At 59.3% G+C, this 14,440-nt stretch carries 15 protein-coding genes and 3 tRNA genes; 16 read left to right on the forward strand and 2 right to left on the reverse strand.

The features are described from left to right. The first annotated feature begins 29 nt into the window (after positions 1–29). Together hupB and CFBP4996_RS04670 are read left to right on the forward strand one after the other, a co-directional pair. Positions 30–305 carry a DNA-binding protein HupB gene (gene hupB / locus CFBP4996_RS04665; RefSeq protein ID WP_006312721.1) on the forward strand — a complete coding sequence of 92 codons (276 nt, stop codon included), beginning with the start codon at positions 30–32 and terminating at the stop codon, positions 303–305. A 353-nt stretch (positions 306–658) separates the two neighbouring features. Next, positions 659–2,857 (forward strand): esterase-like activity of phytase family protein, encoded by a 2,199-nt coding sequence (locus CFBP4996_RS04670; RefSeq protein ID WP_080852213.1) that lies wholly within the window; start codon positions 659–661, stop codon positions 2,855–2,857. Positions 2,858–3,063: 206 nt separating this feature from the next. Here CFBP4996_RS04670 and CFBP4996_RS04675 read toward each other — a convergent pair whose 3' ends face one another. Together CFBP4996_RS04675 and CFBP4996_RS04680 are read right to left on the reverse strand one after the other, a co-directional pair. Further along, positions 3,064–3,201: a hypothetical protein gene (locus tag CFBP4996_RS04675; protein ID WP_003521525.1), complete on the reverse strand. Its 138-nt coding sequence runs from the start codon at positions 3,199–3,201 to the stop codon at positions 3,064–3,066. Positions 3,202–3,519: 318 nt separating this feature from the next. Beyond that, positions 3,520–3,595, reverse strand: a tRNA-Val gene (locus CFBP4996_RS04680). Positions 3,596–3,636: 41 nt separating this feature from the next. Here CFBP4996_RS04680 and CFBP4996_RS04685 point away from each other — a divergent pair. From CFBP4996_RS04685 to nuoI, 14 genes are all read left to right on the forward strand, one after another. Continuing rightward, positions 3,637–3,942 carry a hypothetical protein gene (locus CFBP4996_RS04685; RefSeq protein WP_162935801.1) on the forward strand — a complete coding sequence of 102 codons (306 nt, stop codon included), beginning with the start codon at positions 3,637–3,639 and terminating at the stop codon, positions 3,940–3,942. A 98-nt stretch (positions 3,943–4,040) separates the two neighbouring features. Beyond that, positions 4,041–4,117, forward strand: a tRNA-Asp gene (locus CFBP4996_RS04690). Positions 4,118–4,156: 39 nt separating this feature from the next. After that, positions 4,157–4,233: transfer RNA gene (locus tag CFBP4996_RS04695), tRNA-Asp, on the forward strand. Positions 4,234–4,670: 437 nt separating this feature from the next. After that, complete coding sequence (locus tag CFBP4996_RS04700; RefSeq protein ID WP_035259670.1) at positions 4,671–5,036, forward strand: NADH-quinone oxidoreductase subunit A; 366 nt, start codon at positions 4,671–4,673, stop codon at positions 5,034–5,036. Then, a complete protein-coding gene (locus tag CFBP4996_RS04705; RefSeq protein WP_003521524.1) occupies positions 5,027–5,611 on the forward strand; it encodes a NuoB/complex I 20 kDa subunit family protein in 585 nt (194 codons plus the stop codon). Before CFBP4996_RS04700 ends, CFBP4996_RS04705 begins: the two co-directional genes overlap by 10 nt. A gap of 20 nt (positions 5,612–5,631) precedes the next feature. Beyond that, positions 5,632–6,234: an NADH-quinone oxidoreductase subunit C gene (locus CFBP4996_RS04710; RefSeq protein WP_003496465.1), complete on the forward strand. Its 603-nt coding sequence runs from the start codon at positions 5,632–5,634 to the stop codon at positions 6,232–6,234. After that, positions 6,231–6,659, forward strand: coding sequence for a GFA family protein (locus CFBP4996_RS04715; RefSeq protein WP_059752670.1), 429 nt, complete (start codon positions 6,231–6,233; stop codon positions 6,657–6,659). Before CFBP4996_RS04710 ends, CFBP4996_RS04715 begins: the two co-directional genes overlap by 4 nt. Position 6,660: 1 nt before the next feature. Next, the gene (locus CFBP4996_RS04720; RefSeq protein WP_003496461.1) at positions 6,661–7,851 is read left to right on the forward strand and encodes an NADH-quinone oxidoreductase subunit D; all 1,191 of its coding nucleotides are present in this window, start codon (positions 6,661–6,663) and stop codon (positions 7,849–7,851) included. Continuing rightward, on the forward strand, positions 7,851–8,111 hold the full coding sequence (locus tag CFBP4996_RS04725) for a hypothetical protein (RefSeq protein ID WP_003521522.1): 261 nt from the start codon (positions 7,851–7,853) through the stop codon (positions 8,109–8,111). Before CFBP4996_RS04720 ends, CFBP4996_RS04725 begins: the two co-directional genes overlap by 1 nt. Positions 8,112–8,127: 16 nt before the next feature. Then, entirely contained in the window at positions 8,128–9,225 is a 1,098-nt protein-coding gene (locus tag CFBP4996_RS04730) for an NADH-quinone oxidoreductase subunit E (RefSeq protein WP_080852212.1), read from the forward strand. Between the two features lie 10 nt (positions 9,226–9,235). Beyond that, a complete protein-coding gene (gene nuoF / locus CFBP4996_RS04735) occupies positions 9,236–10,540 on the forward strand; it encodes an NADH-quinone oxidoreductase subunit NuoF (protein WP_020012329.1) in 1,305 nt (434 codons plus the stop codon). A gap of 149 nt (positions 10,541–10,689) precedes the next feature. Then, a complete protein-coding gene (gene nuoG / locus CFBP4996_RS04740; RefSeq protein WP_080852211.1) occupies positions 10,690–12,771 on the forward strand; it encodes an NADH-quinone oxidoreductase subunit NuoG in 2,082 nt (693 codons plus the stop codon). A 13-nt stretch (positions 12,772–12,784) separates the two neighbouring features. Then, a complete protein-coding gene (gene nuoH / locus CFBP4996_RS04745) occupies positions 12,785–13,831 on the forward strand; it encodes an NADH-quinone oxidoreductase subunit NuoH (RefSeq protein WP_003521518.1) in 1,047 nt (348 codons plus the stop codon). A gap of 36 nt (positions 13,832–13,867) precedes the next feature. Then, a complete protein-coding gene (gene nuoI, locus CFBP4996_RS04750) occupies positions 13,868–14,359 on the forward strand; it encodes an NADH-quinone oxidoreductase subunit NuoI (RefSeq protein ID WP_080852210.1) in 492 nt (163 codons plus the stop codon). Positions 14,360–14,440: the final 81 nt, after the last annotated feature.

Raw genomic sequence — 14,440 nt, forward strand, 5'->3', positions numbered from 1 at the left:
CGTTTCAAACCATTGAAAGGGGTGGAAACATGAACAAGAACGAGCTCGTCTCTGCTGTTGCCGAAAAGGCTGGTCTCACGAAGGCAGATGCTGCTTCCGCTGTTGATGCTGTATTCGAAACTGTACAGGGCGAACTGAAGAACGGTGGCGACATTCGTCTGGCCGGCTTCGGCAGCTTCTCCGTCAGCCGTCGTGAAGCCTCCAAGGGCCGTAACCCTTCCACGGGTGCTGAAGTCGATATCCCGGCTCGCAACGTACCGAAGTTTTCCGCAGGCAAGGGCCTGAAGGACGCCGTCAACTCGTAAGGTTTCCGGAAAGCCGCAACGCCCGGCGGCGGGCGGGCGGCTTTTCAGGTTCACGAGGAAACATGTTTTGACGCCCTGACGCCGTCACATCGCCGCCAAAAGTGGGCGGTGTTTCGAGAAGCTCTTTTCGGACAGGCCGGGTTTTCCCGGTCAAGATGTGAATGAAAGCAGGGAAGCGCCTGTGTAGCTTCCATCCGGACACACGGCGTTTTTCTACGCGGAATGTGGGCATAAACACGAAAGCCCGGCCTTCTAGGCCGGGCTTTTTGATTCAGCGGTCAGGAAGTGTCATGCCACTGTCATGTCTGTAACGCAGAAGCCTTGGGGTATTTCTGGACCCAAGGGGGATTAAAATGGCGTTCCGATTTTCTCAAATGGCTTTGACCGCTGCACTGCTTACGTCCGCAGCCATCCCGGCCGCTGCCGAGCCGGTTTTCAACCGCATCGCATCTTTCCCGGTGGCGAAAAACCTTCCCGCGGACAAGGACGCCAAGTCCGTCACCTCGGCTGAAATCATTACCGCCAGCGAAGACGGCAAGACGCTGATCTATTCGGACAGCCCGCTTGGCGGCATCGGTTTCATCGACATCACCGACGCCAAGGCTCCCAAGGCCGGCGGCGCGCTGCTGCTCGAAGGCGAGCCGACCTCCGTTGCCGTTGCCGGTCTCAAGGTGCTGGCCGGCGTCAACACGTCGGAAAACCGCGCCAAGCCCTCCGGCAAGCTGGTGACGGTCGATATTGCTACCAAGAAGATCGAAGCAAGCTGTGATCTCGGCGGCCAGCCCGATTCCGTCGCCGTTTCCCCGGACAAGACCTTCGCCGCCATCGCCATTGAAAACGAGCGCGATGAAGAGGTAGACGAAGGCGCTCTGCCGCAGATGCCCGCCGGTTATCTGGTCACGGTCGGCCTGAAGAACGGCGTCGCCGACTGCGGAACGCTGAAGAAGATCGAATTGACTGGCCTTGCGGAAATCGCCCCGGAAGATCCGGAACCGGAATTCGTCTCGATCAATGCCAATGGCGAGATCGCGCTGACCCTTCAGGAAAACAATCATATCGTCATTCTCGACGGCAAGACCGGCACGGTGAAGACGCATTTCTCCGCCGGCAAGGTCGATCTTGAAGGCATCGATACGAAGACCGATGGCCAGTTGAAGTTCACCGACAAGCAGGAAGGCCGCAAGCGCGAGCCGGACGCCGTGAAGTGGCTGGACAATGACCGCATCGTCATCGCCAATGAGGGCGACTGGCAGGGCGGTTCGCGTGGCTTCACCATCTTCGACAAGACCGGCAAGCTCGTCTACGAATCCGGCTCCTCGCTCGAACATGCGGTTGCGGCCATCGGCCACTATCCGGAAAAGCGCTCCAAGGCCAAGGGTATCGAGCCCGAAGGTCTGGAAGCGGCGACATTCGGCGACCAGAAATATTTCTTCGTGCTGTCCGAACGCGCCTCTGTCGTCGCTGTCTACAAGGACACTGGCAAGGAGCCGGAACTGACGCAGCTCCTGCCTTCAGGCGTTTCGCCGGAAGGCGCTGTCGCCATCCCGTCGCGTAACCTCCTTGCCACGGCCAATGAGGTCGATCTGATCGAAGACGGCGGCGTCCGCTCGCATGTCATGCTCTATGAACGCGGTGAAGGTGAAGCAGCCTATCCGCAGCTCGTTTCCGCGACCGTCGATGGTGCACCGATCGGCTGGGGCGCTCTTTCGGGTCTGGTCGGCGATGCCGAAAAGCCCGGCATTCTTTATGCCGTCTCTGACTCGGTCTATGGCAACCAGCCGTCGATCTTCACCATCGATGCGACGAAAAAGCCCGCCACCATCACCAGCGTCCTGCGCGTCAAGCGTGACGGCATCGCCGCTCAAAAGCTCGACATCGAAGGCATCACGCTGGACGGCAAGGGCGGTTTCTGGCTGGCTTCTGAAGGCGACAGCGCCAAGCTCGTCCCCCACGCGCTCTATAACGTCAACGCCAAGGGCGAGATCAAGGCTGAGATCGCATTGCCGAAGGAACTTCTCGCCGGCGACACCCGCTTCGGTTTCGAAGGCGTAACGATGATCGGCAAGGGCGACGACGCGACGCTGTGGATGGCCGTACAGCGTGAGTGGGGCACGGACGAGAAGGGCTTCGTCAAGCTCGTCTCCTACAATCCGAAGTCCAAGGAATGGGGCGCCGTGCGTTACCCGCTCGACAAGACCGAGGCAGGCTGGGTCGGCCTCTCCGAAATCGCCGCGCAGGGCGACTATGTCTATATCGTCGAGCGCGACAACCAGATCGGCGACAAGGCCAAGATCAAGAAGCTCTACCGCGTTGCGATCGCGGACCTGAAGCCGGGCAAGATCGGCGGCGAACTGCCGCTGGTGGCCAAGCAGGAAGCCCATGACTTCCTGCCCGACCTCAAGGCCCAGACCAACGGTTATGTCGTCGACAAGCTGGAAGGCTTCACCTTCGACAAGGCGGGAACGGCCTATGCCGTGACCGACAATGACGGCGTGGACGATTCTTCCGGCGAAACGCTGTTCTTCACCGTCAATATGAAGGCGATCAACTGATCGAGCCGATTGGCGCCGCAAATGAGAAAAGCCGGGCTATGCCCGGCTTTTTTGTGCGGCGAGGAGCCCCTTGGCCGGGTTTCCCGATCTTGCACGATGCCTGACGATGCAAGCCGTTAAAATCGGCATTGCCGCTTCGATATCGGATTGTGGAGGATTTCGTCCGGAAGCCATCCGGGAAAATGCTGCGGATCGATCGTAACGGATCACCGCCCCAGGGAATTCTTGCTTTTGGGAGTATCTTGTTTTTCCGAGTCCTGCTGGACCCAGCGGAAAAAAATATAAACAGGCAGCGCAATAAGCGCGAGTGTTACAAACGCGTCGATCGACATGGTTTCATCCATCAGTTCAACCGTTCATCATGAAACGGTGCGCAAACAATGCCTGAAATCTCTTTAGAAAGTCTGAATCTTCCTTATTTTCCGGTATGTTGCGGGCTGATACAGGGGGTGGTCAAGCTGTCGGAATATGGAACAGCAGTGCCGATTTGGCATGGTGTAACTGGAGAAAAGCGATTCCAGCGGTTGGGAATCATGACGACGCTTTACCGACCGCAGTGAGGGCAGGGGCGATAATTCCGAATACTCGAGAGCTTATCGCATCGCGAAAGCAGACACGAAGGAGCTCGGTTTGGCGGATGATATTTAAATCTTCTGAGAAAATGGTGGGCGATGAGAGACTCGAACTCCCGACATCCTCGGTGTAAACGAGGCGCTCTACCAACTGAGCTAATCGCCCTTCGCGTGTCTCGGATCGTGTCCGCCGCGTCGGTGGCCGTGATGTATTCGGATCGGAAAAAAACCGCAAGGGCTTTTGTGAAGTTTTTTTGTTTTTTTTGCCGAGAGAATTTTCCGTCGCCGGGGGGCGGGGGCAAAAAGCCGGGAACTGCGGGCTTTTTGCCTGAGACAAGACCCGAGGACGCCTTGATGACCATGTGGAAATCCCGTTACGGAAGCCTGCGGCTGTGGACAAGTTTTTTGTTTTCGTTGGGAAAAGCCCGCAAAACAGGGCGTTTGCCGCAATCGCGTTCCAAGGCCTTCCGGTTTTTCCCGATCAAAATGAAGAAGCTTATTCTTTTGTCGTGAAACCTGCTTGACACCCCCGCACGAACGCCGTAGTTAGCCGCTCATCGAACAGCCGAGGCTGGTTCGAGCGGCGGGACTGGTTCCGGTCGTCAGGAGATGCGGGTGTAGCTCAGTCGGTTAGAGTGCCGGCCTGTCACGCCGGAGGTCGCGGGTTCGAGCCCCGTCACTCGCGCCATCCTGTCCCTCGGAAAACGCAGATGAATGTCTGTGGTGCGCGGGTGTAGCTCAGTCGGTTAGAGTGCCGGCCTGTCACGCCGGAGGTCGCGGGTTCGAGCCCCGTCACTCGCGCCATTTCTTTCTCCTGAAATGTCTCCTCAAAAAACAGATCGATGCGCGATTTGCGCGCTCGTCTATTGACGATTCCAGCGCCTGATTCCGGGCTTTTTAAACGCGATTTTTCCTGCATTTTTTAGTCAAGTTTCGATTCCCGAATATCGTCACTTCACCGCCATCCGGACGTAAAATTCGTGTGACTTTTTTGCGGTTGCGTCGTTCAATCGATTATTATTGTATTTGAGGGGCTTAGGCCGGAATTGTGGCCCAAATTTGCGTCAATTCCGGCAATATTGTTGCCAATCAATGCGGCAGGTGTCTTGAAATGGTGCCTAAACTCTTGCAGAGAGAGCGCGGCTGCGCTAACGACTTTGGCGTTGCAACATATTTGTGCGCTCTTTGAGACTTCGGGTCACAAAGGCAGGTCCGGCACCCGGCCGGGCAGGGAAGAGACCATGACTGAACTCCTCAGTTCCTACATTCCGATCGCAATCTTCATCGGTATCGCTCTCGTCATCGGCCTGGCGCTTCTCATTGCGCCTTTCGCTGTCGCCTACAAGGCGCCGGACCCGGAAAAGCTCTCCGCTTTCGAGTGCGGTTTCAACGCCTTCGACGACGCCCGCATGAAGTTCGATATCCGCTTTTATCTGGTGTCGATTCTGTTCATTATCTTCGATCTGGAAGTCGCCTTCCTGTTTCCATGGGCGGTGTCTTTCGGCGAGATGGGCTGGTTCGGTTTCTGGTCGATGATGGTGTTCCTCATCGTTCTCACCATCGGCTTTATCTATGAGTGGAAGAAGGGAGCGCTGGAATGGGCATGAGCCAGAACAACACCACGCTCGTTGCGCCGCAGCCGAAGGGGATCATCGATCCCTCGACCGGCAAGCCGGTTGGCAGCAACGACGCCTACTTCACGGAAATCAATGACGAGCTGGCCGACAAGGGCTTTCTCGTCACCTCGACCGACGAGCTGATCACCTGGGCCCGTACCGGCTCCCTGATGTGGATGCAGTTCGGTCTCGCCTGCTGCGCCGTCGAAGGCCTGATGCAGGCGTCCGGTCCGCGTTATGACATGGAGCGCTTCGGCGTCGCACCGCGCGCCTCACCGCGCCAGTCCGACGTGATGATCGTCGCCGGCACGCTGACCAACAAGATGGCGCCGGCTCTGCGCAAGGTCTATGACCAGATGCCTGAGCCGCGTTACGTCATCTCCATGGGCTCCTGCGCCAATGGCGGCGGCTATTACCATTATTCCTACGCCGTGGTGCGCGGCTGCGACCGCGTCGTGCCGGTGGATATCTACGTTCCGGGCTGTCCCCCCACGGCGGAGGCGCTGCTTTACGGCGTGCTTCTGCTGCAGAAGAAGATTCGTCGTACCGGTACGATCGAGCGCTAAGGGCAAAGGACGGATTAAGAATGAGCGAAGCTCTCAACGATCTTGCTGCTTACGTTAAGGAAGCGCGCGGTTCCCTCGTGGTGTCGGCCGATATCGCCTATGGCGAGCTGACGCTGAACACGACGCCTGAAAGCGTGATCGCGCTTTTGACCTTCCTGCGTGACGACGTGCAGTGCGGTTTCGTCAACATCATCGATATTTGCGGTGTCGACTGGCCGCAGCGCGAGAAGCGTTTCGATGTCGTCTATCACCTGTTGTCGCCGCGCCAGAACCTGCGCGTGCGCGTCAAGCTGCAGGTCGCGGAAGACGAGGGCGTGCCGTCTTCGACCTCCGTTTACATGGGTGCCGAATGGTTCGAGCGCGAAGCCTGGGACATGTATGGCATTCCGTTCGAAGGCCATAAGGATCTCCGCCGCATCCTCACGGATTACGGTTTCGAAGGCCATCCGCTGCGCAAGGATTTTCCGGTTACCGGCTTTGTGGAAGTGCGTTACGATGACGTGCTGAAACGGGTTCTTTATGAACCGGTCGAACTGAAACAGGAATTCCGCAACTTCGATTTCCTCTCCCCGTGGGAAGGAACCGAATATGTTCTCCCGGGTGACGAAAAGGCCAAGCAATGAGCCAAGCCCCCGCGACAGAGCATGCGCAATGTCTTTGCGGCGCCGTCGGCCTCAATGCCGTCATCGGTGCCCGCGAATTCGGCGTTTGCCATTGCTCCATGTGCCGCCGCTGGTCCGGCGGTGCGTTTCTGGCTGTCGAATGCGCTGATATCTCCGTCGAAAACGAAGAGAACCTCGGCGTCTATTCCTCGTCGGAATGGGGTGAGCGCTGCTTCTGCAAGAATTGCGGCAGCACGCTGATGTGGCGCTCGAAGGACGGCAAGCATTTCGCCGTTTCGCTGCAGGCTTTCGATAACCCTTCCAGTTTCAAGTTCGCGTCGCAGATTTTCACGGATGAGAAGCCCTCGAGCTACTCTTTCGCTGAAACCACGCAGAACATGACCGGCCCCGAATTCATCGCCATGATCACCTCGGCGGAGCACTAGAATGACTGAGCATAACGTCCGCAATTTCACGATCAACTTCGGTCCGGAACATCCGTCCGCGCACGGCGTGCTGCGTCTGGTTCTGGAACTGGACGGCGAAATCGTCGAGCGCGTCGATCCGCATATCGGTCTCCTGCATCGCGGCACCGAAAAGCTGATCGAGACCAAGACCTATCTGCAGGCTGTTCCCTATTTCGACCGTCTCGACTACGTCGCGCCGATGAACCAGGAACATGCTTTCGCGCTCGCCGTCGAAAAGCTGCTCGGTCTCGAAATCCCGATGCGCGGCCAGTTGATCCGCGTTCTCTATTCGGAAATCGGCCGTATCCTGTCGCACATCATGAACGTCACGACGCAGGCCATGGACGTCGGCGCGATGACGCCGCCGGTCTGGGGCTTCGAAGAGCGCGAAAAGCTGATGGTGTTCTATGAGCGCGCCTGCGGCGCCCGCATGCACTCGGCCTATGTCCGTCCGGGCGGCGTGCATCAGGACCTGCCGCCGGAACTGGTCGATGATATCGGCAAGTGGTGCGATCCGTTCCTGACCGTTCTCGACAATATCGAAGGCCTTTTGACCGATAACCGCATCTATAAGCAGCGCAACGTCGATATCGGCGTCGTCTCGCTTGAAGACGCCTTCGCCTGGGGTTTCACGGGCGTGATGGTGCGCGGCTCGGGCGCTGCCTGGGATTTGCGCCGCGCGCAGCCCTATGAGTGCTATTCCGATCTCGAATTCGACATTCCCGTCGGCAAGAACGGCGACTGCTATGATCGTTACCTGATCCGCATGCAGGAAATGCGCGAATCCGTGAAGATCATGAAGCAGTGCGTCGATCTTCTCTCCGGCAAGCACCGCATCGGCCCTGTGTCCTCGCTTGACGGCAAGGTGGTTCCGCCCAAGCGCGGCGAGATGAAGCGTTCGATGGAAGCGCTGATCCACCACTTCAAGCTCTACACCGAAGGTTACCACGTTCCGGCCGGCGAAGTTTACGCCGCCGTCGAAGCGCCGAAGGGCGAGTTCGGCGTCTACGTGGTCGCAGACGGTTCGAACAAGCCCTACCGTTGCAAGATCCGCGCTCCGGGTTACGCACATTTGCAGGCTATGGATTTCCTGTGCAAGGGCCATCAGCTTGCCGACGTTACAGCCGTTCTCGGCTCCCTCGACATCGTGTTCGGGGAGGTCGACCGCTGATGCGTCTGCCGCTGGCCATACCGGCTTTTCTCGCTGCGATGTCTGCCCCCGCTCTCGCCCAGACGGCGACGGACGAGGGCGGCATATCGCTGTCGAGCGGCGGCTCTTCGACCATCAAGCAGCTTCTGTCGTCGGGATACGAGATCAAGGCCTCGGTTCCCAATGGCAGCAAGTTCATCGTGTTCATGCAGAAAGACAAGGCGGCTTACGCCTGCGAATTCGTCACGGTGGCGAGATCGCGTTGTGAGACGTTAAACTGAAAAGGCGTGAGGAAGTATGTCCGTTCGTCGACTAGCCGAAGATCAGTTCCAGCCCGTGGCGTTTGCCTTCAATGCGGAAAATACCGCATGGGCGGAAAAGACGATTCTGAAATATCCCGAGGGACGCCAGCAATCGGCGGTCATCCCGCTGCTCATGCGCGCGCAGGAGCAGGACGGCTGGGTTACCCGCGCCGCCATCGAGAAAATCGCCGACATGCTGGATATGGCCTATATCCGCGTCATGGAAGTGGCGACCTTCTATACCCAGTTCCAGCTGAAGCCGGTCGGCACGCGCGCCCACGTTCAGGTTTGCGGCACCACGCCCTGCATGCTGCGCGGCTCGGAAGCGCTGATGGATGTCTGCCGCAAGAAGATCCACCACGATCCGCTGCACACCAATGAGAGCGGCACGCTCTCCTGGGAAGAAGTGGAATGTCAGGGCGCCTGCGTCAACGCGCCGATGGTCATCATCTTCAAGGACGCCTATGAGGACCTGACGCCCGAGCGTCTGGAAGAGATCATCGATACGTTCGAGGCAGGCAAGGGCGACACCGTCAAGACTGGCCCGCAGATCGACCGTCACCAGTCGGTCCCGGTCGGCGGCCTGACGACGCTGACGGAAGAGATCAAGCCGGATCGCTCCAATCTCGACAAGCCGGCCGAAGTGGCTGCGGACGCCGCGCCGGTTCCGCCGTCCAACGCCGCCAAGCCGAAGACGGACGCCCCGGAAACCGATCCGAAGCTGAAGACGCCGGCGACCGCGCCGAAGGCTGCCGAAGCGAATGTGAAGACCGCCGAAAAGGAAGCTTCTGGATCTGCGAAGCCGTCGCTCGATTCCAAGGATCGTCCGGCCGGCATCGAAAAGCCCGCAACGCCCGACGACCTGAAGCTCATTTCCGGCGTCGGTCCGAAGATCGAAGGCACGCTGCACGAGCTCGGCATCTTTACCTATGCGCAGATCGCCGGCTGGAAAAAGGCCGAATGCGACTGGGTCGACGGTTATCTGAATTTCAAGGGCCGCATCGAACGCGACGAGTGGATCAAGCAGGCCGAGGCGCTCGCCAAGGGTGGCGAAGCCGAGTATATCAAGGTCTTCGGCAAGAAGCCGCGGTAAGAGGTGAAGCATGTTAAAAGATCAGGATCGCATCTTTACCAATCTCTACGGCCTCAAGGACAAGTCCCTGAAGGGCGTGAGAGCGCGCGGCCACTGGGACGGCACCAAGCAGATCATCGAAAAGGGCCGTGACTGGATCATCAACGAGATGAAGGCTTCCGGCCTCCGCGGTCGCGGCGGCGCTGGCTTCCCCACGGGTCTCAAGTGGTCCTTCATGCCGAAGGAAAATGACGGCCGCCCGCATTATCTCGTCGTCAATGCCGACGAATCCGAGCCCGGCACCTGCAAGGACCGCGAAATCCTGCGCAACGATCCGCATACGCTGATCGAAGGCTGCGTGATCGCCGGTTTCGCCATGGGCGCGCATACCGCCTATATCTACGTGCGCGGCGAATATATGCGTGAGCGTGAAGCGCTGCAGGCGGCCATCGATGAGTGCTACGATGCCGGCCTGCTCGGCAAGAACAACAAGAACGGCTGGGATTTCGACATCTATGTCCATCACGGCGCCGGCGCCTATATCTGCGGCGAAGAGACGGCTCTGCTCGAAAGCCTCGAAGGCAAGAAGGGCCAGCCGCGCCTGAAACCGCCGTTCCCGGCCAATATGGGTCTTTATGGCTGCCCAACGACCGTCAACAACGTCGAATCCATCGCCGTTGCGCCGACCATCCTGCGTCGCGGTGCGGCCTGGTTCTCGTCCATCGGCCGTCCGAACAATGTCGGCACCAAGCTGTTCATGGTCTCCGGCCATGTCGAGCGTCCCTGTACCTTCGAAGACGCGCTGGGCCTCTCCTTCCGCGAGCTGATCGAACACCATTGCGGTGGCATTCGCGGTGGTTGGGACAATCTGCTTGGCGTCATCCCCGGCGGCGCATCCTGCCCCATCGTTCGTGGTGAGGACATGAAGGACGCCATCATGGATTTCGACGGCATGCGCGAAGTGAAGTCTTCCTTCGGCACCGGCGGCATGATCGTCATGGACAAGTCCACCGACGTCATCAAGGCGATTGCCCGCATCGCGGCCTTCTTCAAGCATGAAAGCTGCGGCCAGTGCACGCCGTGCCGCGAAGGCACCGGCTGGATGTGGCGCGTGCTGGAGCGCATGGTCAAGGGCAACGCCCAGAAGCGCGAAATCGACATGCTGTTCGAAGTGACGAAGCAGATCGAAGGCCACACCATCTGTGCGCTTGGCGACGCCGCCGCATGGCCGGTACAGGCGCTGATCCGCAATTTCCGTCCGGAAATCGAAAAGCGCATCGACCAATATACCTACAGGGCCATGGATGATGGCGCTGTTCTGGAAGCCGCTGAATAAGCAATAAGGCTTCAGGCGGAGCCGGAGTTTTCCGGCCTCGCGACACCATGAAGCGTCTGGCAGACGATATGAGTGCCGGACGCGATTAAGGATTTGTTGCGGACCGTGTGAGACATGGGACGAACAGGCAACAGGACGTAAGTAGGACCATGGCAAAGCTCAAGGTTGACGGTAAAGAGATCGAGGTTCCGGATCATTTCACGCTGTTGCAGGCGTGCGAGGAGGCTGGTGCCGAAGTTCCGCGCTTTTGTTTTCATGAGCGCTTGTCGGTCGCGGGTAACTGCCGCATGTGTCTTATCGAGGTGAAGGGCGGACCGCCCAAGCCCGCCGCATCCTGCGCCATGGGTGTTCGCGACGTTCGCGGCGGCCCGAACGGCGAATTGCCTGAGGTTTTCACCAACACGCCGATGGTCAAGAAGGCCCGCGAAGGCGTGATGGAATTCCTGCTCATCAACCATCCGCTTGATTGCCCGATCTGCGACCAGGGCGGCGAATGCGACCTGCAGGACCAGGCCATGGCCTTCGGTATCGCCGGTTCGCGTTACGCGGAAAACAAGCGCGCGGTTGAAGACAAATATATCGGACCGCTCGTCAAGACGGTCATGAACCGCTGCATCCACTGCACACGCTGCGTCCGTTTCACCACGGAAGTGGCCGGCATTGCCGAACTCGGCCTCATCGGCCGCGGCGAAGATGCCGAAATCACCACCTATCTCGAGCAGGCCATGACGTCGGAGCTGCAGGGCAACGTCGTTGACCTCTGCCCGGTCGGCGCGCTCACCTCCAAGCCTTTCGCCTTCACCGCCCGTCCGTGGGAACTGAACAAGACCGAAACCATCGATGTGATGGACGCGCTCGGTTCGGCCATCCGCGTCGATACCCGTGGCCGCGAAGTCATGCGCGTCATGCCGCGTGTCAACGAGGCGATCAATGAAGAGTGGATTTCCGACAAGAGCCGTTTCATCTGGGACGGCCTGAAGACACAGCGTCTCGACCGCCCTTACGTCCGCAAGGATGGCCGTCTGCAGCCCGCAAGCTGGGGTGAAGCCTTCGGCGCTATCAAGCAGGCGGTTGCCGCGACCTCCGGCCAAAAGATCGGTGCGATTGCCGGCGATCTGGCCTCCGTCGAAGAAATGTTCGCGCTGAAGTCGCTTCTGGCGTCGCTCGGCTCGGCCAATGTGGATTGCCGTCAGGATGGCGCTGCACTCGATCCTTCGCTCGGCCGCGCCAGCTACATCTTCAATTCCACCATCGAAGGTATCGAACAGGCCGACGCCCTGCTGATCGTTGGTTCCAACCCGCGCTACGAAGCGGCCGTGCTCAACGCCCGCATCCGCAAGCGCTGGCGTCGCGGCGGTTTCCCGATCGGCGTGATCGGTGAAGCCGGCGAACTGCGCTACAATTACGAATATCTCGGTTCCGGCGCTGAAACGCTGTCCGATCTGGCCAATGGCTCGCACAGCTTCATCGACAAGCTGAAATCCGCCAAGAACCCGCTGATCATCATCGGTCAGGGTGCGCTGGCGCGCGCCGATGGCGCAGCCGTACTGGCTGCCGCTGCCAAGCTCGCTACCTCGGTAGGTGCTGTCACCGAAGAGTGGAACGGCTTCTCGGTTCTGCACACCGCCGCTGCCCGCGTGGGCGGTCTCGATATCGGCTTCGTGCCGGGCGAGGGCGGTGTTGCCGCCGCTGATATGGTCGCCTCCATGGATGTTCTCTTCCTGCTCGGCGCCGATGAACTCGACCTGTCGAACAAGGGCGCCAAGTTCACCGTCTATATCGGCAGCCATGGCGATCAGGGCGCGATGAACGCCGACGTCATCCTTCCGGGTGCGGCCTATACCGAAAAATCCGGTATCTGGGTCAACACCGAAGGCCGCGTGCAGGTGGGCAACCGCGCCGGTTTCGCACCGGGCGAAGCCCGCGAAGACTGGGCGATCCTGCGTGCGCTGTCCGACGTGCTCGGCAAGAAGCTGCCGTTCGATTCGCTGTCGGCGCTCCGCGGCCAGCTCTATGTCGCGTATCCGCATCTGGCGGAGACCGACGAGATCGTCGCCGGCAAGGCCACGGATATCGAAGCACTGGCTGGCAAGGCCGGCTCGCTCAACAAGTCGGCGTTTGCCTCGCCGGTAAAAGACTTTTATTTGACGAACCCGATTGCGCGCGCATCCGCCGTCATGGCCGAGTGCTCCGCATTGGCCCGCAACAATTTCCAGGCTGCGGCAGAGTAAGGGTAGGGGATTTATGGAACAGTTTTTCTGGAGCTACGTCTGGCCCGCGCTGATCATGGTCGGCCAGTCCCTGCTGCTTCTCGTTTGCCTTCTGGTGTCTATCGCGTTCCTGCTGCTTGCCGACCGCAAGGTCTGGGCGGCGGTGCAGCTGCGCCGTGGTCCGAACGTCGTTGGTCCCTTCGGTCTCTTCCAGTCCTTCGCCGACCTTTTGAAGTTCATCTTGAAGGAGCCTGTCATTCCGGCCGGCGCCAACAAGGCCGTTTTCCTTCTGGCGCCGCTGGTCGCCGTGACGCTGGCGCTCGCCACCTACGCCGTCATTCCCTTCAATGAGGGCTGGGTCGTCGCCAATATCAATGTCGGCATTCTCTATATCTTCGCGATTTCCTCGCTTGAAGTATACGGCATCATCATGGGCGGCTGGGCTTCGAACTCGAAGTACCCGTTCCTCGGCGCGCTGCGTTCTGCCGCGCAGATGGTGTCCTACGAAGTGTCGATCGGCCTCGTCATCGTCACCGTTCTGCTCTGCGTCGGTTCGCTGAACCTGACGGACATCGTTCTGGCCCAGAAGACCGGCCTCGGCACCATGCTCGGCCTGCCGGCCTCGTTCCTCGACTGGCACTGGCTGTCGCTGTTCCCGATGTTCATCGTGTTCTTCATTTCCGGCCTTGCCGAAACCAACCGCCCGCCCTTCGACCTTCCGGAAGCGGAATCGGAACTGGTTGCCGGTCACATGGTCGAATATGGCTCCACGCCTTACATGATGTTCATGCTCGGCGAATATGCTGCGATTGTCCTGATCTGCTGCCTGACGACGATCCTGTTCATGGGCGGCTGGCTGCCGATCGTGGATGTATGGTTCCTGAACTGGGTTCCGGGCATTGTTTGGTTCGCGCTGAAGGGCTGCATGGTCTTCTTCATGATCGCTCTGACCAAGGCTTTCGTTCCGCGTTACCGTTATGACCAGCTCATGCGTCTCGGCTGGAAGGTGTTCCTGCCGCTGTCGCTCGCCATGGTCGTTATTGTTGCATTCGTATTGAAGCTGACGGGGTGGGCCGGTTGATGTCCGTACTCCTCGCTCAGAAATCTGGAGACTGAGATGGCAAGCCTCTCCCAAGCCGTCAATTCACTGTTCCTCAAGGAGTTCGTGGGCGCGATCCTGCTCACGATGCGCCACTTCTTCAAACAGAAGGCAACGGTGAACTATCCTTTCGAAAAGGGCCCGGTCTCTCCGCGTTTCCGTGGTGAGCACGCGCTGCGCCGTTATCCGAACGGTGAAGAGCGCTGCATCGCCTGCAAGCTGTGTGAAGCGATCTGTCCCGCTCAGGCGATCACCATCGAAGCTGGCCCGCGCCGCAATGACGGCACCCGCCGGACGGTGCGTTACGATATCGACATGGTGAAGTGCATCTATTGCGGCTTCTGCCAGGAAGCCTGCCCGGTGGATGCCATTGTCGAAGGCCCGAACTTCGAATTCGCGACGGAAACCCGCGAGGAGCTTTATTTCGACAAGGAGAAGCTTCTCGACAATGGCGACCGCTGGGAGCGTGAAATCGCACGCAACCTCGCACTGGATGCGCCTTACCGTTAAGGCGCAACCGTCTTTCCGGGGGAAACCCCGGAGAGCGATGAAAAGTAAAATGCCTGCGCGGTTTTCGCCGGCGGGGACGAA

The organism is Agrobacterium leguminum (assembly GCF_005144435.2).
Taxonomy (GTDB): Bacteria; Pseudomonadota; Alphaproteobacteria; order Rhizobiales; family Rhizobiaceae; genus Agrobacterium; species Agrobacterium leguminum.